This window comes from Burkholderia sp. Ac-20365 (genome assembly GCF_017104715.1).
GTDB lineage: Bacteria > Pseudomonadota > Gammaproteobacteria > Burkholderiales > Burkholderiaceae > Paraburkholderia.
On sequence record NZ_JAAGPI010000050.1, the window covers coordinates 1 to 18,336 of the forward strand.

The 18,336-nt window shown below is 61.8% G+C and carries 15 protein-coding genes; 6 read left to right on the forward strand and 9 right to left on the reverse strand.

Going from position 1 to position 18,336, the window contains the following annotated elements:
* The 3 genes from G3O01_RS40485 to G3O01_RS40495 form a co-directional block, all read right to left on the reverse strand.
* A partial coding sequence (locus G3O01_RS40485; RefSeq protein WP_205813093.1) for a porin occupies positions 1–220 on the reverse strand: 220 nt, incomplete at its 3' end.
* A gap of 208 nt (positions 221–428) precedes the next feature.
* A complete protein-coding gene (locus G3O01_RS40490; protein ID WP_205813094.1) occupies positions 429–2,321 on the reverse strand; it encodes a sugar phosphate isomerase/epimerase and 4-hydroxyphenylpyruvate domain-containing protein in 1,893 nt (630 codons plus the stop codon).
* 23 nt (positions 2,322–2,344) lie between these two features.
* Positions 2,345–3,193 carry a 3-keto-5-aminohexanoate cleavage protein gene (locus tag G3O01_RS40495; RefSeq protein ID WP_205813095.1) on the reverse strand — a complete coding sequence of 283 codons (849 nt, stop codon included), beginning with the start codon at positions 3,191–3,193 and terminating at the stop codon, positions 2,345–2,347.
* Positions 3,194–3,588: 395 nt separating this feature from the next.
* On the opposite strand from G3O01_RS40495, the gene G3O01_RS40500 reads away from it, so the two are divergent.
* Positions 3,589–4,359 carry an IclR family transcriptional regulator C-terminal domain-containing protein gene (locus tag G3O01_RS40500; RefSeq protein WP_205813096.1) on the forward strand — a complete coding sequence of 257 codons (771 nt, stop codon included), beginning with the start codon at positions 3,589–3,591 and terminating at the stop codon, positions 4,357–4,359.
* Between the two features lie 53 nt (positions 4,360–4,412).
* Positions 4,413–5,084 (forward strand): phosphoribosyltransferase, encoded by a 672-nt coding sequence (locus tag G3O01_RS40505; protein WP_205813097.1) that lies wholly within the window; start codon positions 4,413–4,415, stop codon positions 5,082–5,084.
* Between the two features lie 73 nt (positions 5,085–5,157).
* On the opposite strand, the gene galU is transcribed toward G3O01_RS40505, so the two are convergent.
* Positions 5,158–6,051 (reverse strand): UTP--glucose-1-phosphate uridylyltransferase GalU, encoded by an 894-nt coding sequence (gene galU, locus G3O01_RS40510; protein WP_205813098.1) that lies wholly within the window; start codon positions 6,049–6,051, stop codon positions 5,158–5,160.
* Between the two features lie 260 nt (positions 6,052–6,311).
* Positions 6,312–6,455 carry a hypothetical protein gene (locus tag G3O01_RS40515; RefSeq protein ID WP_199588629.1) on the reverse strand — a complete coding sequence of 48 codons (144 nt, stop codon included), beginning with the start codon at positions 6,453–6,455 and terminating at the stop codon, positions 6,312–6,314.
* Between the two features lie 241 nt (positions 6,456–6,696).
* Here G3O01_RS40515 and G3O01_RS40520 point away from each other — a divergent pair, with 241 nt between their 5' ends.
* Entirely contained in the window at positions 6,697–7,875 is a 1,179-nt protein-coding gene (locus G3O01_RS40520) for an acyltransferase (protein WP_205813099.1), read from the forward strand.
* Between the two features lie 615 nt (positions 7,876–8,490).
* On the opposite strand, the gene G3O01_RS40525 is transcribed toward G3O01_RS40520, so the two are convergent.
* Genes G3O01_RS40525 through G3O01_RS40540 form a run of 4 tightly spaced genes read right to left on the reverse strand, consistent with a single transcriptional unit; the run spans position 8,491 to position 14,786 of the window.
* Positions 8,491–8,658: a hypothetical protein gene (locus G3O01_RS40525; protein WP_205813100.1), complete on the reverse strand. Its 168-nt coding sequence runs from the start codon at positions 8,656–8,658 to the stop codon at positions 8,491–8,493.
* On the reverse strand, positions 8,633–11,104 hold the full coding sequence (locus G3O01_RS40530; RefSeq protein ID WP_205813101.1) for a glycosyltransferase family 4 protein: 2,472 nt from the start codon (positions 11,102–11,104) through the stop codon (positions 8,633–8,635). Before G3O01_RS40530 ends, G3O01_RS40525 begins: the two co-directional genes overlap by 26 nt.
* On the reverse strand, positions 11,101–12,579 hold the full coding sequence (locus G3O01_RS40535) for an oligosaccharide flippase family protein (RefSeq protein ID WP_205813102.1): 1,479 nt from the start codon (positions 12,577–12,579) through the stop codon (positions 11,101–11,103). The genes G3O01_RS40530 and G3O01_RS40535 overlap by 4 nt, the downstream gene beginning before the upstream one ends.
* A gap of 59 nt (positions 12,580–12,638) precedes the next feature.
* Positions 12,639–14,786: a hypothetical protein gene (locus G3O01_RS40540; RefSeq protein WP_346779261.1), complete on the reverse strand. Its 2,148-nt coding sequence runs from the start codon at positions 14,784–14,786 to the stop codon at positions 12,639–12,641.
* 574 nt (positions 14,787–15,360) lie between these two features.
* Between G3O01_RS40540 and G3O01_RS40545 the strand changes: the two genes are divergently transcribed.
* The 3 genes from G3O01_RS40545 to gmd are packed head-to-tail and all read left to right on the forward strand — an operon-like array spanning position 15,361 to position 18,280.
* Positions 15,361–16,446 (forward strand): acyltransferase, encoded by a 1,086-nt coding sequence (locus G3O01_RS40545; protein WP_205813104.1) that lies wholly within the window; start codon positions 15,361–15,363, stop codon positions 16,444–16,446.
* Positions 16,443–17,240, forward strand: coding sequence for an SGNH/GDSL hydrolase family protein (locus G3O01_RS40550; protein ID WP_205813105.1), 798 nt, complete (start codon positions 16,443–16,445; stop codon positions 17,238–17,240). The genes G3O01_RS40545 and G3O01_RS40550 overlap by 4 nt, the downstream gene beginning before the upstream one ends.
* A complete protein-coding gene (gene gmd / locus G3O01_RS40555; RefSeq protein WP_205813106.1) occupies positions 17,237–18,280 on the forward strand; it encodes a GDP-mannose 4,6-dehydratase in 1,044 nt (347 codons plus the stop codon). The genes G3O01_RS40550 and gmd overlap by 4 nt, the downstream gene beginning before the upstream one ends.
* The last annotated feature ends 56 nt before the right edge of the window (positions 18,281–18,336 follow it).

Sequence of the window (18,336 nt, forward strand, 5' to 3'; positions counted from 1 at the left end):
CCTTCAGGCCGAAGCGGCTGCCCGCCCACACGCCCGTGACCATCTTGAAGGCCGAGTGGCCGCCTGTAGTCGAACCCAGCGACGTCGAACTCGACTGATAGCCGATGCCGTTATCGATAATGCCGTACAGCGTCACGCTGCTCTGTGCGAATGCGGGCAGCGTGGCCAGCATCGCGGCGCCAGCCAGGGCGGCTTTGACTTCGGGGTAACGTCTTTTCATCTCCTGATCCTTTTATGTTTAGGTGTTATCGGCGGCGGACAAGCGGGCACAAACACGATGCAAACAGGCACAAGCGTGCGCCGTCGCCGCCGGTGCTGCGGGTCGTACGAAAAGCGTGTGTGTTGCGGGAAAACCGGGTGCTGCGCGGATCGCTAAGGGTAAGTACCACTACATAACCCTTGCGATCCTTCACTGCGTATCGCTGCGTCTAGCCGTTCTTGCGTTGCGCCTGCGCGGCGAGCCTGACGGGCGCATTGACCGCGCCGTATCCGTCATAACTGCCCTTGCGCTGCACGACTTCGAGAAAGAAGCGTCCGTCCATCTGCTCGGTGTACACATGGAAGAATTCGCCGCCCTGCGCGTCCCTGTCGTAGAGGATGTGGGCGTCTTTCATCTGCGTCACGATGCCGTCGGCGAAATCGTATCGTGCTTCAAGGTCATCGTAATAGTTCGACGGGATTCTCAATAGCCGAACGTCGCGTGCGCGCAACTGTTCGACGGCGGCGAAGATATCGTCGGTGACAAATGCCACATGATTCAGCCCGGATCCACGATATGTGTGCAGCGATTGCGCCGTTGAGGTGCGTCCGTCCACCGATGCGTTGAGAACGATTCGCACCGACCCATCGGCGCTGCGCACCGCGCGGCTGCGCACGAGTCCGTAAGGGTCGGGAAGCAGCCATGCCGGTTCGACCTCGAAACCGAATACGGCCTTGAAGTAAAGAACCCATGTATCGAGCGTATCGGCGGGCAGGTCGAGACATACGTGATCGATGCTTTTCAGCTCGCCCTGCACTGCCTGCTGGCGCGCGCCGTCCTGTGCGGACAGGACAAAGTCGGCTTCATAGAGCGTCGGCTCATCGGGCCGCGCATCGACGAAGTAATGCAGGCTGCCGTCGGGCGCGCGCACGCCCGGCACGACGCGTTCGTTCGGTCCGACACGGCCCGAAAATGGTGCATACCCGAACGACGTCGCGCGCTCGAACACACGCGCGGCATCGTCGACCTGAAACGCCGACGCGCACAGCGACAGGCCATGGCGATGGAAGAACTCGCTCGCGAACGAATCGGTCTCCGCGTTCAGCACGATCGATGCATCGCCTTGCTGATACAGCGTCACGTCTTTCGAGCGATGCTTGCCGGCCGCATGAAAGCCCGCTTCGGCGAAGCGCTGCGCGAGACGCGGCACGCTGGTCGAATCGACAGCAAACTCGATGAACTGGAAACCCGAATGCGCAGGCGGCGCAGGCGGCGTGAAGAGCGGCTGGGTCGCCTTCGCGCCTGAACGCCGGTGTGCGGCCTGCTCTTCGAGGTACAGCAGTGAACGATAACCGTCGGCTGCCGTGGCCGCGGTCGGCGCGGCACGAAAACCGTCGTTGAAGATTTCCAGCGAGAACGGACCTTCATAACCCGTTGCGAGCACGCGGTCCGCAAAGCCGACGACATCGAGATCGCCCTGCCCCGGAAAACATCGGTAGTGCCGGCTCCATTCGAGCACGTCCATCTTTTGCAGCGGCGCATCGGCAATCTGCACGAACGCAATCCGGTCGCCGGGAATCCCGGCGATGGGATCGATAGGATCGTCGATCGACAGCGTATGGAAGCTGTCGAGTATCACGCCGAGGCTCGGATGATCGACCGCATCGACGAGACGCCATGCGTGACGATACGAATTCACGTATTTGCCCCACGCCAGCGCTTCGAAACCGACGCGCACGCCTTCGCGTTCAGCGAGCAACGCAAGCTGGCCGAGCTGATCGATTATCAGTGCATCGTCTGCGATCACGTTTGCATTGACGTTGCTGCACACGAGCACGAGATCCGTGCCGAGTTCGTGCATCAGTTCGAACTTGCGTTGCGCGCGGTTCAGGTTCTGCGCGAGCCGCTCTTTCGACACGCCTTCGAAATCGCGGAACGGCTGGAACAGCGTGATCTTCAGGCCGAGATCGTCGCAACGCTTGCGGATGTCGGCGGGCGAGCCGTCGAAATACAGCAGATCGTTTTCGAAGATCTCGACACCGTCGAAACCGGCCGCGCGAATGGCAGCGAGCTTTTCGACGAGCGTGCCGCTAACCGACACGGTGGCAATGGAGCGAAGCATAGTCTGGCTCGAATGAAAGAACGTTACTGCGCAGCGGGCTTGAGCGCCAGCAGCTCGCGCGCCTCTTTCGCCGTCGCGACGGGACGGCCATATTCGCCGCACAGCTTCGCGACGCGCTCCACCAGTTGCGCATTGCTTTTCGCGAGCGTGTCCTTGTCCCAGCGCACGTTGTCTTCGAGGCCCGTGCGGCAATGGCCGCCCAGTTCGAGCGTCCAGTGGTTCACTTCGAGCTGATGCCTGCCGATGCCTGCCGCCGTCCACGTCGCGCTCGGCAGCAGCTTCTGCAGTTGCGCGACTTCAAATTCGAGAATCTCGCGGCGCGCAGGCAGCGCGTTCTTCACGCCCATCACGAATTGCACGTGCACGGGCTCTTTCAGCAGACCTTGCTGAACGAGATCGACGGTGCTGTAAAGCATCGCCAGATCGAAGATTTCGATTTCGGGCTTGACGTCGTGATCGAGCATCGTCTGCGCGAGCGTGCGCACGAAATCGGGCGGGTTCTCATAGACGGTGGTCGGGAAATTTACCGAGCCCGTTGCCAGCGACGCCATGTCGGGCCGCAGATCGAGCATCGCGCCGCGCTGCTCGAACGAGCGCCCGCGGCCGCCCGTCGAAAACTGGATGATGATGTCCGGGCAATGCTTGCGGATGCCTTCCTGCAGCAACGCGAAGCTGTTTCGATCGGAACTCGAACGCTCTTCCTCGTCGCGCACGTGCAGGTGCACGAGCGTCGCGCCAGCCTCATAGGCTTCATGCGTGCTTTCGACCTGCTCGGGGATCGAGATCGGCACGGCCGGGTTGTCCTTCTTGCGCGGCACGGAGCCCGTGATGGCGACGGAGATGATGCAAGGCTGATTCGTGGGGTGAGTCATGGCAGAACCTTTGTCGATGAAACCTGTGCTGCTGAGCGACGCATTCGATATGCCCATGCCGTGTGCTGCGTGGCGTGACGCGAGGTGGCGTCGAGGTGGCTCAAGAATAGGCAAGCGTCGTGGGGTGAGCAATGCTCCTGGAGATGAAAACGTGCGTTAATCGCACGTTTATGTGCGATTAACGCGCGCTTCGCGGGTTTGCACCAGGCTGGCCGTTGCGGCGCCGACACAGTGTCGGCAAGGTTTTGCCCGTGATTCGTGGTGGTCGGAGGCAGCGTTTCGGGGCAGGTGTCGCCCTCAATCGTGCTTGCAGGTCGCGATCAACAAACGCCCGGTCGTGAGCGATAATCGCGCGTACCGATACGTTAGCCGCGCAAAATCAGGGAGCGATAGCCATGAACCGACCGCCATTGGACAAACGCGACTGGATCGCCGGGCTCGAAAAAGGCCTTGCGATTCTCGAGTCGTTCGACAGCGAGCATGCCCGCCTCACGCCGAGCCAGGCCGCGCAACTGACGGGCATGACGCGCACGGCCGCGCGCCGCTATCTGCTCACGCTCGAACATCTCGGCTACGTGCAGGGCGACGGCAAGCTGTATGGCCTGACGCCGCGCGTGCTGCGCGTCGGCTGGTCGTATTTCGATTCCGCGCGTTTGCCGAAAACGGTGCAGCCGTATCTGCAGCAGTTGAGCGCGAGCATCAACGAGTCGGTGTATGTGAGCGTGCTCGACGACTGGGAACTGGTGTTCATTGCGCGCAATGGCACGTCGCGCGTGATGACGACGGGTTTCGTGCTCGGCGCGCGCGTGCCCGCCCCGCTCACCTCGCCCGGCGTCGTGCTGCTCGCTTATCACCGCGATCAGGACGCCATGCGGACGTGGCTCAACGACACCGCCCTTGCGCCCTTCACGCCTCACACCGTGACGAACAAGACGGGCCTGCTGGAGAAAGTCCGCCGCGCGCAGGCAGACGGTTTCGCCGTGATCGAGCAGCAACTCGACATCGGCGTGCGCGGCGTAGCCGTGCCGATGAAGAACCGCCACGGCGAGGTCGTCGCGGCGCTCAGCACGAACATGCCGATGGGCAAGGAGACCTCGGAAGCGGCCCTCAATCGCGTGCTGCGGCCGTTGCAGGAGTCGGCGCTCGCGATGCTCAACGTGCTGTAGCGCGACCGCCGCTACGACCTATAGTGAATGGGTAGCGGACGTGGGAGCGAATCATGCACCGCCGATTTGCGGATCGCGCCGACGCGGGCCGGGCGCTCGCCCATCAACTGAAGCAATACGCGCAACGCAGCGATGTCGTCGTGCTCGGCTTGCCGCGCGGTGGCGTACCCGTTGCGTATGAAGTCGCGCGCGCACTCGGCGCGCCGCTCGACGTGCTCGTCGTGCGCAAGCTCGGCGTGCCGTGGCAATGCGAACTGGCGATGGGCGCGATCGCATCGGGCGACGCGCTGTATGTGGATGACGAACTGATGCGCGACACGGGCGTGTCGCAGCCAGAATTCGAACGCGTGCTTGCGGATGAAAAAGCGCAACTCACGCGACGCGAGGCGCTGTTTCGCGATCCGCAGCGTGCCAGCATCGACGTGGCGGGTCGCATCGCCATCATCGTCGACGACGGACTGGCGACGGGCGCGTCGATGAAAGTGGCCGCGCGCGCATTGCGCGCCCGCCATCCGGCGAAGCTGGTGGCCGCATTGCCCGTCGCGCCGTTTGATGCCGCCTTGCGCATCGGCGACGACGTCGACGAATTCGTCTGCGTCGCGGCTCCCGAGCTTTTCTTCAGCGTCAGCCAGTTCTATTCGGACTTCAGCGAAACCACCGACGACGAGGTGCGCGCAATACTCGCACGCGCATCCCCGGCCAGCGGGCCCGCTTCGTTGGGATGACGCGCGCGCTTGCGCCGATCGACCTGCAGCGCGACGGCGGGTAGACGCGCCGTCGTTGCCGCAGGCGTTGCTTTCAGGCGGCGGCAGCGGTCAGATGCAAGGGCAGATAGCTTTGCAGATAGTCTTCGAACTCCGCGCGCACTTCCGGATGACGCAGCGCGAATTCGACGGTCGCCTTCAGATAGCCGAGCTTGCTGCCGCAATCGAAGCGCGTGCCGAAGTAGCGATACGCGAGCACCTGCTCTTCCGTCAGCAGCGACTGCAACGCATCCGTGAGCTGAAATTCACCGCCCGCGCCCGGCTTCAATGCGCGAATGTGCTTGAAGATGGTCGGCATCAGCACATAGCGGCCGACTACGCCGAGATTCGACGGCGCCTTGTCGGGTGCCGGCTTCTCGACGATACCCGACAGCTTGATCACGTCTTCTTCCCACTCCTTGCCGTCGACCACGCCATACGAACGGCTCGCTTCGCGCGCGATCGTTTCGACGCCCACCACGGAGCTGTGATAGTGGTTGAACACGTCGACGAGCTGCTTCATCACGGGCTTTTCGCTGTGCAGCAGGTCGTCGGCGAGAATCACGGCGAACGGGCTGTCGCCGACCAGCTTTTCTGCGCACAGCACGGCGTGGCCGAGACCGAGCGCTTCAGCCTGGCGCACATAGAAGCAGTCGACGTTCGACGGCTTGATGCTGCGCACGAGCTCGAGCAGTTGTTCCTTGCCGCGTGCTTCGAGTTCTGCCTCGATTTCATAGGACTTGTCGAAGTGATCTTCGATCGCGCGCTTGCTGCGGCCCGTGACGAAGATCATTTCGGTGATGCCTGCCGCGATCGCTTCTTCGACCGCGTACTGGATCAGCGGTTTATCGACGATGGGCAGCATTTCTTTTGGGCTCGCCTTCGTGGCGGGCAGAAAACGTGTGCCGAGGCCCGCTACAGGAAAGACGGCTTTGGTGACTTTCAGCATGGTATGCATTTCCACTCGGTTTGATTGAATGTATGCAATCGCCGTGAGAGGCGGCGCATTGTCGTGCTGGAAAAGAGACTAGCGCAAAATTATCTGAAATAAGCACTCGAACGAGTGTGGAAATTAATTCAAATTGTTCTTCCAGCGATGCACGACGTCATTTGAAATGCATGTGGAAAGAATGACGCGCGCCAATCATGCGCAACGTCGCATTGCGTAAATCTTGCCGTGATGGCGAGACGGGCGTGGCCCGTGCCCTGTTACTCGTGTTCTTCGAACTGCGGCATCTTTTCCGGATTCATGCGGATACGGCTGATCGGCTCGTTGCGCAAGGCTTCCCGATATGCGGACACGGCGACGAGTAGCAGCAGCACGGCGACGCCGGCGATCAAATGCAGGTTCATGACCCCACCCCTGTCAAAAGTTTTTCCCCGCATCAACCTAACATGAAAAAATCGTCAAATAATTCAGATGTCTATTGGGATTTCATCGATCACGGATAATTCAATCCGAATACGGTCAATTAAATAATTCCAAACATTTCTTGTCGATTTTTTGTGTGCCCGTTCACCTAGGATACGCAAGCGGGCGTGCCGCGTGTTCCATGCTGCGCGCCGATCAGTCATCTACGGAGAAGGACCGCGCATGAGCGATACAGCACTGGACGCCACTGGCTCGTCCCTGTCCTTTGGGCGGGCGGCGCGCAGCGACGCGAAGGTCGCCGACAAGGAACACGTCATCGATGCGATGCGAGGCTTTGCCGCGTTGCTGGTGGCTTATTTTCATTGCCGCCAGGTTGAATGGGTGGGAATGCAGAGCTTTCACCACGTGGCCGGCAAGTCATTCGATCTGAATACGATCGTGGCGTACCTGACGCTGCCGATTGCATGGGGCTCCGCGGGTGTGCCGATTTTTTTTGTCATCAGCGGGTATTGCATTCATCGTAGCGCGGCGCAGCGGCTGGCGAAGAATCCGGCTTACCGGCTGGACGCGATGAATTTCTGGGCGCGGCGGTTTGCGCGCATTTATCCCGTGCTGTTTGCTGCTTTGTTGCTGACACTGGCGCTCGACTGGACGAGCCTGCACTTTCCGCCCGTCAATCACAAGATTCTCGATATTGGGCCGCAGGCTTTTCTCGTCAATCTGTTTTCGCTGCAGGGCGTGGCGGGCAAGACATATGGTTCCAACGGCGCGTTGTGGACGCTTTCGCTGGAAGTGCAGTTTTATGTGGTTTATCCGCTGCTGTTTGCGCTGCGCCGCCGGCTAGGGATGATGCCTGTGCTTGGGCTCGTGCTGCTCGTCAATGTTGCGTCGGTTTTTGTGTTTGAACGCCATGATCTGCAGTTTTTTACGTCGTTCTGGTTTTCGTGGACGCTTGGGGCGTGGATCGCTGAAATGCAGGTCGCGCGTGATGAGCGTTCTTCTTCGCGACGCGGTATGGCCTGGCTGATGTATGGCGCGGCTCTTTTGCTGACGGCGCTTGGCTGTGCCGCGTTTCATTTTGGCCAGTATCTGGCGTTTCAGTTTTGGGCGCTTGGGTTTGCATGCTATCTGGCTCAGGCACTGAAGAGCCGGCGTCATGGCGATACGCCTTTGATTCGCCTCATGTCCCGATTCGGTGATTTCAGCTTTTCGCTGTATTCGATTCATCTGCCGATTTTTGTCCTCCTTTCGTCGGTGTTTTTCCGGTCCGCTTTGCAGGTGTCTATTTTGCCTAGCTTCGGGTTTTTGCTTGTTGCTGTGGCGGTTGCGTGGGTTTTTTATCGGTGTGTTGAGTTGCCGGCTATGAAGTGGTCGGCGGCTTTGAAGCCTCAGCGGCGGTAATGGTTTGGTTTTGGTTTGGTTTTGGTTTGGTTTTGGTTTGCTTGTGGTTTCGCTGGCATCCGCGTTTTGTTATCGGTGCTTCATGCGTCGCCCCTGTGCGGGGCGGCACTTACTTTCTTTGCCGCCGCAAAGAAAGTAAGCAAAGAAAGCGGGCTAACACCGCCCACTCTTGACCACCGCCTGAGGGCCCCCAACGGGTCCTCCACTTCACACGGCGTTCTGCCATTCACTGCCTGTTGCCAACGCTTCGGCTAGGCGCCTCACCCACTTCACTCACCCGTAGCGCAGCCAGCGGCGGCGAATGGTCACGGCCGCCCAGGTGGCAAACTGTGTGTAGGTCTTAGTACCTCACACCTCAGCGCTCTTACGACACCGATCGTGTTTTTCAGTCCGAAGTGATGCGTGTACGCCGCGAAAGCCTACACACAGTTTGCCGCTATAGAACGCGGGCGATTTGATCGCGCTAGTGGCGACGCGGGAGTGTGAAGCGGGTGAGGCGCCGATTCAAGGCGCTGGCAACGGGCATTGAATGGCAGAACGCCGTGTGAAGTGGAGGACCCGTTGGGGGCCCTCAGGCGGGCACAAGGGCTGGCGGTGTTAGCGGCTTTCTTTTGCCTACTTTTCTTTGCCGCGGCAAAGAAAAGTAGGTGCCGCCCCGCACAGGGGCAACGCCTGAAGCACGAAGGCGTCACGCGGATGCCAGCGAAAAACTAAAAACACCACATCCAGCGTCGCAAAGACAAAGACAAAGCCAGACTCAAACCCCAGCAGCCACACTGGCAAGAATCCTCTCCACCCCTTCAACATAAGCCTGAGTCCCAAACTTCCGCACTGCGGTCTGATACCCTCGAGCCACAAGCCGATCCCGCATCGCCTGATCAGAACGAAGTTCAGCAAGCGTATCCGCAAGCGCATGCGCATCGCCAGGCGTACACATCACCCCATTCACGCCATCATCGATAATCTCGGTCACGCCACCCGCACGCGCAGCCACCACAGGCCGATGCGCTAGCATCCCTTCAACGATCACGCGCCCAAACGGCTCGGGCGTAATCGACGTATGCGCGACGACATCGACTGCACACATGCACGCCGCGACATCGTCCTGGAACCCCAGAAAATGCACGCGCCCTTCCAGACCGTTCGACGCCACAAACGCCCGCAACTGCGCCTCGTAGGCGTCTTCGCCAAATAGCGGCGCACCCACCAGCACAGCATGCATCTGCGGATTCAACACCATCGCCTCGAGCAGCACGTGCTGCCCCTTCCACTGCGCAAGACGGCTGAACGAGCCGACCAGAAACGCATCCTGCGGCAGATTCAGACGCGTCCGCAACACGCTTTGCGGCGTATCCCGTAGCGCCGCGAACGGCGCGGCAGAAATGCCGTTGAACACCACATCGATACGCTTGTCGCCGAAATTCGTCAGCTCGGCGAACGCACGCGCAGATGCCGCGGAATTGGCAATCACATGCGCGAGACCCAATTTCGCGCACCACTTGATGATCGCAAGCTGCTTGCGGCCAAAATGCTCGGGACTGACGATATCGCGCAGATGCCACACCACAGGGCGCTTCGCAAACCGCCCCGCCAGCGCGCCGATCACCATCGCACGCTGCGTGTTCGCGTAGATCACGTCGCTCTTGCGGGCTCGCGCAACCGTCTCGCGCACCAGCGACACCACACCCTTCACCGCCTTCGCAATCGGCGGCGTGCCGCCCTGCTTGCGGATATCGCGCGTCGCGCCCGGATCGAGCACGTCGACGGCGACACCTTCGCGTCGCAGCGCGGCATGGAACGGCCCATCGTCGAACAGCACCACCTGCACGCGCGCCTTGAGCGCCTTCACGATTTCCAGCAGCGACAGCTCTGCGCCGCCCAACACGCCGCTTTGATCGATCGCCAGCACGCGCAAGGCGTTCGGTGCCGGTTCCGGCTTGCCGACGTTCGCGGGCGGTTCATCCAGGGGCAAGGTTGCGCCCTGCAATGCCGGCACCGACTCTCGCACGAAGCCGAAAAAGCGCTCACGGAAAAGTCGGATCGAAAAACGCTCGGCGTTCGCGCGGCAATCGGCTGGCTTGAAGCGCGTAGGATCGTCCGCAAAATCTTCGACAGCACCGATGATCGAATCGGCCGTCTGCTCGCTGAAAAAGATGCCGGTCGGATGCGGCTCGTACTGGTCGCGCACGGTTTCCAGCGCCCCGCCCTTGCCGTAAGCAATGACGGGTGTGCCGCATGCCTGCGCTTCGACCACCGAAATGCCGAAGTCCTCTTCCGCCGCAAACACGAACGCCTTCGCGCGGCGCATGTGGTCGCGCAGCACGCTGAACGGCTGATAGCCCATGATCTGCACGTTCGGCGTCGCCTTCGCGCGTATCTTCTGCATGTCGGGGCCGTCGCCGATCACAACCAGCTTGCGCTCCGGCATCTGCGCGAAGGCCTCGACGATCAGGTCGATCTTCTTGTACGGCACCATCCGCGAAGCCGTCAGATAGAAATCGTCCTTCTGCTCGCATAGCGAGAACGACTCGACGTCGACAGGCGGAAAGATCACTTCGGATTCGCGCTGATAAACCTTGCGGATACGCCGCGAGATGAACTCGGAGTTCGCGACGAATGTATCGACGGAATTCGACGTGCGGATATCCCAGTTGCGCATGTAATGCAGGATCAGCCGCGCGAGAGCGGACTTTGGGCCGCTAGTCAGCTTCGACTGCTGCAGATACTGATGCTGCAGATCCCACGCGTAGCGGATCGGCGAATGCACGTAGCTGATATGCACCTGGTCCGGACCCGTCAGCACGCCTTTCGCAACGGCGTGGCTGCTCGAAATCACGACGTCGTACGCGGACACGTCGAGCTGCTCGATCGCGAGCGGCATCAGCGGCAGATAGCTGCGGTACTTCGTGCGCGCCTTCGGCAGGTTCTGGATGAACGAGGTCGTCACCGACTTGCCGCGCAGGAACGTGCGGTCGTCGAGAAAGTCGACGAGGCTGAACAGGTCCGCATCCGGAAAGCACGCGACGATCTGTTCGAGCACGCGCTCGGCGCCCGCATAGGTGACCAGCCAGTCGTGGATGATCGCCACGCGCACCGGCCCGGCACTGCGCGCGCCGCGGCGTGTCGCGGGCGGCTTCGCAACGGGCGTGGCCGCAATGAGATCGTGGCCTGCATCGCGCGTCACGCCAGTGGGACGCAGCAGGTCGGCTTCAACGATATCGTGGTTCATGCGCTATTCCTCGTATTGAGTCGCAACTTCAGACGCACAAGCAGCGAACGCGCAAGATCGCGCAATGCAGGGGTCATCGTGAGCGACCACGCTACGTTCGCGCTCACGACGAGCGCGCCCGCGGCAATGGCCATCGGCAAACTGGAGAGCAAGGCGGAGAGCCACAACGTGCCCACCAAAAAAGCGAGATGCGCGAGCATGTCGAGCACGATCGGACGCGCGTGAATGCGAGACAGGCGCAGCAGCGCGACGTAATCGAACAGGCCGCGCGCGGCGACCACGACGGCCGCGCCCGTCAGGCCGAAATGCGCAATGCCAAACCACAGCGCGCCCGCGAAGAACGGCAGCTCGAACAGCGCGAGGCGCGCGGCCGTTGCGGGATTCACCTGCGACTGGATCAGGATGCGCGCGAGATTCGCCTGGCCGACGAGCCACACGGAGATGATCAGGATGCGTCCCACAGGGCCCGCTGCATCCGCGACTTCGCTGCCCACCCACACATGCAGGAACGGTTCGAGCACGATGATGGCGACGAGCGCGATGGGCGTGAATACGCCGTTCAGAAATTCGAGCGACTGCCGCATGATCACGTCGGCATCGCCGCGACCCACGGCGGAAAGACGCGGAAACAGCGTGCGCTGCAGCGCCGTGGGGATGATGTTCAGACGCGTGACGAGGTTCTGCGGCACGGTGTAGTAAGTGACGAAGCGCGCACCGAGACTCGTGCCGAGCATCACGCGGTCGAGCGATTCGGCGACCATGCCCGAGATGCTCGCTATCAGCATCCACCCGCCGAAGTTGAAGAGTCCCTTCGCGACCTTGAACTGCGGCGCGCGAATATGGCGGATGCCCAACACGTTCAGCGCAGAGCGTCCAAGCAGGATCGCGGCGAGCAGACGCGCGACCACAGCCGCCGCGAGCACGTTCTGCAGCGTCGGTCCCATCATCCATGCCGCGGCGAGCGGCAATAGCTGAAACAGGAACGTGCCGAGCGTCTGGTTCGTGTTGTAGACACCGAAGCGTTCCGCGCCATTGATCGCGCCCGCAAAGACCCACGACACGTTGGCCAGCGGAATCGCCACCGCGAGCCACGGCAACGCCATATAGACCTCGTGCTGCAGTTCGGGCGACACCTTCGAGAAATACGCGGTATAGAGCGCGGCGCCGAAATAGATGACGAGCCCGCCGATGATGCCTGTCGCCAGGTTCAGCCACGTCGCGCTCCAGAACACCTGTTCGCAGGCCTGCTCATCGTTCGATGCGCGTGCCTTCGAAATATGGTTCTGCGCGGCCATGCTCATGCCGAGATCGAGAATGCTGAAGTAGCCGATCAGCGTCCAGACGAGGCTGATCACGCCGTAGCGCTCGACGCCCAGCAGCTTGATGTACGACGGCACCGTGACGAGCGATACAAACGTCGGCAGCACCAGCCCGATCAGGTTGATCACTACGTTTCTGAGGATGCCTTTGTCCATCGGATGCCTTTTGGGTCAGTCATGTGTTGGGGTAGCGTGTGAGTGGAGAAGCGTTGTGTTTATGTGTTCGAGCCGGGTTTCCATCGGTACATCAGCACCTTGCCGCGCGCGTCTTCCTCGACGAACACGAGGTATTCGCCGTTCTCCCGACGAGATGCGCTGATGCCGTTGGGCACGTCGACCCAGCCCGATGCGTGGCCCACTTCCGGACCCGGTTGCATCGTGCCGACGGGCGTGCCCGTATCCCTGTCGTAGACATGCACGGTGCCGACGGGCTCGACGGCGAAGAGGTATTTGCCTTCGACGGTCATGCCGATCAGCGTCGATACGGGCTTCGCCTTCGTGTCCCACGGCAGCGGCAGCGTGTAGCGCGCAACCGGGTTGCCGCTCGACCATTTGTCGTAGCGCACCAGCACGCGGCCCACCTCTTTCCAGAAGCCGCGGTCGAACGGCGCGTCGGCCGTGTAGCCGGTCACGTACATCGAGTCGGTTTGCGGGTCGTAGATCGCGCGTTTGACTTCGCTGAACGGGGCTGGGACCGGATAGGCCGTCATGTCCGAATACGAATAGACGGGGTTGCCCTTCGCATCGAGGCCGCCAAACCTGAAGCGGTTGATGCCCTTCGAATCGCGCGCGCGCCAGATGTCGCCGTTGGTATCGACCCACCAGCCCCAGCCGCCTGCGAGGTGCGTGCCGGTGGTGTTCGGTGTGAATTCGTCGGCATCGAACTGGCCGTTGCCGTTCGCGTCGCGCCAGATCCAGTCGCCGCCCTTCGGCGCGTTCGGCACCTTCAGCACCGCGCGCTCGCGGCCCGCGATAAAGCCCGAAGGCGTCGCCGTCTCGCCATCGCGGGCGCCGTCGAAGCGATAGATCTTCAGATGGTCCGCATACATGTCCGTGAGGAACAGGAACGTGCGGCCCTTCAGCTTGCGGGCGATGGGAAGGCCCGGCCACTGGTCGGTGTTGAAGACGGGATCGTCGGGATTCCTGAAACGGTTCGTCAGGAAGCCCGCATACGTCCATTGCTGGCCGGCCGGTTTCGACAGATCGAGCGTGAAGCGCTTGTTGCCCGTGTAGACGCTGTCAGGGCGCGCCGGATCGATCCACGCGCCGTCGACGAACAGGAGCCCTTCGACCTGCCACAGACGCTTGCCGTCGGGCGCATAGCTTTCGAGCGTTGCGCCGAGGCCTGCACCCGTTGGCTCGAAGCGCGGACCGATGCCATTGGTCGACACGTAGACGTTGCCGCGCGCATCCACGCCCACGCCCGTGAGTCCGTTGAAACGCTGCGGGCCTGGCTTGCCGGCGACGCCCGCGAAGATGCCGCCGCGCTCGCCGAGTGTCGACGTCAGCGCATAGCCGCCGTCGCGCTTGCCGAAAAACAGCACCTGCTGGCGCGGGCCGTTGTCGGCGACCAGCACGCGGCCTTGAGGATCGATGGCGATATCGACGGCGACGGTATCTGCCGGCAGCGGCAGATCGTCCTTGAGGCGCTGGCCGTTGGCATCGAAATGCGCGACCTTCGCCTTGTCGCCGAGCGTATCGGTGAGCACCCAGAGCGTGCCGTCAGCCGCGCGCGCGATGCGGCCCGGCGCGGGCACGCTCCATTGCGCCTTGCGCTGCATCGATTCGGCGTCGTACACCTCGATGCGGTTCTGCGACGTGTTCGATGCGTAAAGCGTCGTGTCGCTGGCGGCGAGCCCGTTGATATCGCCGCGCGTGCCCGTCGGCACGTCGTTGACCAGCTGGAACGCCGCAGCCGCCTTCGCATGCGGATCGATGCTGCTCACGGCGGGCTGGAACGCGGCGATGCGCTTCGTATCGCCGATCTCGCGCCGCGAGATGCCGTACCACTGACGGCCTTTATCGGGCCATACGCCCTGCCCGACCAGATGTCCCTTCTCGTTGCCCACGCCAACGGCCACGTACGCATAGCGCCGGTTGACCGCGATCGCGTTGCCGCCGCTGTTGCCCCAGCCGTGCGTGCCGCCCGCGAAGCCGAGCATCTTGCCGTTCTGATAGACGCTCGATTCCGCGCCGCTCTCGTCCCACGGCGCGTTCGTATAGACCTTGCCGTCCGGCGACACCGCAAGCGACGTGATGTTGATCTGCGTCCACGTGCCGTCGCCGTAGCCGAACGTATTGCCGATCCACGACGTCTGCACGTTCAGCGCGGGTTCGGCGAACGCATGCAGCGTGGCGAGAATGGCAAACGCGCACAGCGCGCGGGCAAGCGTGAGTCGGGACAACGCGGGTTCTCCTGTCGGGGCGAGACGAAGGCGATACGAATGCAGGCAATGACGATGCAATTGGCCGGCAACATTGCGCAGATGCGAAAGGAAGGCGCAATGCGCGCCAACGCGTTAAAACGCAATGCGCCAATCAGCGCTTAACGGTAAGTGCAAAGAATGAAGGACGAAATTCGCAAATAATTCAAAATTATTCGTCGGTTGAAACGCACGAAAAGAAATCCGAAAAAAATCGTGCTGCATGCGTTTTGTGCAATTTTGCACCGCTAAAACGTCATCAATTACCGATCACGGGACGCGACCCGAACTTCTTACCGCATTTCGGGCCGAGTCTGTATCGAGGTGTAACCGGACGTATGCGGATATAAAAAGCGTCTTTTTATTATTCAAATCAATTCGTTTATTTCATTCGTGTTTTTTAGCGTTTTTATTTACCTAGAATCGAATCCGTTTTTGCCGTCTTCATGGTGATCGCCTCGCGACACCGTGCATGGCCCTTTGAATGCCGCACCAGGCGCATACACGGACGCACATGACAGTCAGCACCCTGCCCGCCACGCTCCCTCATCAACGACGCATCGTCCAGCTGGACGGCCTGCGCGCGATCGCCGTGCTCGCGGTGTTCGCACAGCACGCGCTGAAGGCGCCGCTGTGGATGGGCGTCGATCTGTTCTTTGTGCTGAGCGGCTTTCTGATCACGGGCATCCTGCTGGATCGCAAGGCGCGCCAGCAGTCGTATTTCAGCTATTTTTATGCGCGCCGCGCGCGACGCATCCTGCCGCCGTATCTGCTGCTGATGGCGGTCTCGTCGATCCTGTTCGGATTTGGCTGGGCCCAGCACTGGGAGTGGTACGCGTTCTTCGCGACCAATATCGGCGACGCACTCAACCAGAGCGGCCACGACAGCCTGAATGTGCTGTGGTCGCTGGCGGTGGAAGAGCAGTTTTATATCTTCTGGCCGTTCGTGATCCTGCTGGTGCCCGAGCGCGTGCTCGGCTACGTCGCAGCCGCATTGATCGTGCTCGTTCCCGTGCTGCGCGCCGTCGCGACGCCGTGGTTCGATTCGTTCTGGCCGATCTATTACCTGACGCCGTTCCGCATGGATCTGCTGGCCGCGGGCGCGCTGCTCGCCGTCGCCGTGCGGCGCAATGCGAATGCGCTCGCACCGTTCAGGCTGCTGGCGGTGATCGGCGTGTGCGCGGCGCTCGCCGTGCTCGCCTGGCTGCATCTGCACTATCCGCGTTTTCGTGCAGCCAATACGCCGCTGTCGAATGCGGGGCTGTATAGCGTGTCGCTGGTGCTGTGCACGTCGGTGGTCGTGATCGCGCTGCAGAGCAAAGGGATCGTCAAGCGCGTGCTGTGCAATCCCGTGCTCGTCTATATCGGCACGATCAGCTACACGATCTATCTGATCCACCTGACCATCCTCTACGCGCTCTGGCCGCTGCACTACAACCGCTATGTGACGGCAGCACTCGCGCTGGCAATCACGCTGGCTTACGCGAGCGCCTCGTGGTTCGGCTTCGAGCGTCGCCTGATTCATGGCGGCAAGCCGCGAGCGCAGCCGCACGACGCCGCGTTGCATGCCGCACGCGAAGCATCGAGGACGAGCGCATGACGGGCGCGCTGACAGTGCGTGCGACGCTGCGCGCGTTCGCTTGCGCCACTGCCCTCGTCGTCTACGTGCAGGCGCAGGCGCAGGAACCTGCGCCGCCGCAAGTGCTGATCGAAGCCTACGGTGACTCGACCACGCTCGGCATTTCATGCAGCGACGGCCACTGCGGTCCGCGCCCCGACAACGCGGTGACGTATCTGCAAGACGAACTGCGCACGAAATATGGCGCGCGGGTGTCGGTCGTGAACTACGGCGTCGGCGGCACGATGGCCGTGCAACTGCGCGACGGCACTGGCCGCGGTCGTAACGGCCCCTGGAAAGACCGTCTCGCTGCGTCGAATGCGCAGATCGTCACGATCAACTACGGCATCAACGAGGTGATGCACAACCAGACGCCCGAGCAGTTCTACCTGGCCGAAACCGATCTGGTGAAAACAGCGCGCTCGCTGGGCAAGCTGCCTGTGCTGCAAACCTCGAACCCGATGCCCGATGGGCGCCTGAACGCGCGCCTCGCCGGGATGGTTGCGATGACGCGGCGCGTTGCCGCCGAGCAGCACGTCCCGCTGGTCGACCATTACGCGCAAATCTCCGCGATGGCCGACTGGAAAACGCATATGTCCGACGGCGCGCATCCGAAGCCTGAACTGTATCGCGTGAAGGCGCAGCAGGATTTTCAGGTGCTCGATCCGATCGTGCAGCACCTGTCCGGCGTAGCTGCCGTCTCACAAGACCAGCCGCCGCGCGCTGCATCCCCTCTTCACTTCACTTCCGACAACCCGACGAAAGGCAACTCATGACCACACAACGCAAAGCCATCATCACGGGCGTATCCGGCCAGGACGGCGCCTATCTGACGAAACTGTTGCTCGGCAAGGGCTACCAGGTGACGGGTACGTATCGCCGCACCAGCTCCGTCAACTTCTGGCGGATGGAAGAACTCGGCGTGATGGACAACCCGAATCTGCAACTCGTCGAACACGATCTGACGGACGCCGGCTCGACGCTGCGTCTGCTCGATACCGTGCAGGCCGACGAACTCTACAATCTCGCCGCGCAGAGCTTCGTGGGCGTGTCGTTCGACCAGCCTTCGACGACGGCGCAGGTTACGGGCGTGGGCGTGCTGAATCTGCTCGAAGGCATTCGCACGGTGAACCCGAAGATGCGCTTCTATCAGGCGTCGACCTCGGAAATGTTCGGCAAGGTGCAGGCCGTGCCGCAACGCGAGGACACGCCGTTCTATCCGCGCAGCCCGTACGGCGTCGCGAAGCTGTTCGCGCACTGGTCGACCATCAACTATCGCGAGTCGTACGGCATGTTCGCGACGAGCGGCATTCTGTTCAACCACGAATCGCCGCTGCGTGGCCGCGAATTCGTCACGCGCAAGATCACCGACACCGTCGCGAAGATCAAGCTCGGCAAGGCGGATGTGCTCGAACTCGGCAATCTCGATGCAAAGCGCGACTGGGGCTTTGCGCTCGAGTACGTGGAAGGCATGTGGCGCATGTTGCAGGCCGACGAGCCGGATACTTACGTGCTCGCGACCAACCGCACGGAGACCGTGCGCGATTTCGTGAGGATGGCATTCGCCGCGGCGGGCTATCAGCTCGAATGGTCGGGCCGCAACGAGAACGAAACGGGTATCGACGTGCGCACGGGCAAAACGCTGATCCGCGTGAATCCGAAGTACTACCGCCCTGCCGAAGTCGATCTGCTGATCGGCTGTGCCGACAAGGCGCGCCAGAAGCTGGGCTGGAATCCGGAAACGTCGCTCGAACAGCTGTGCAAGATGATGGTCGAGGCGGATGTCTCGCGTAACCAGAACGGCGTGTCGTGCTGACCGTGCTGACCGTGCTGGCACGGCGTTGAACAAAAAAGGGCGCTCAGGCGCCCTTT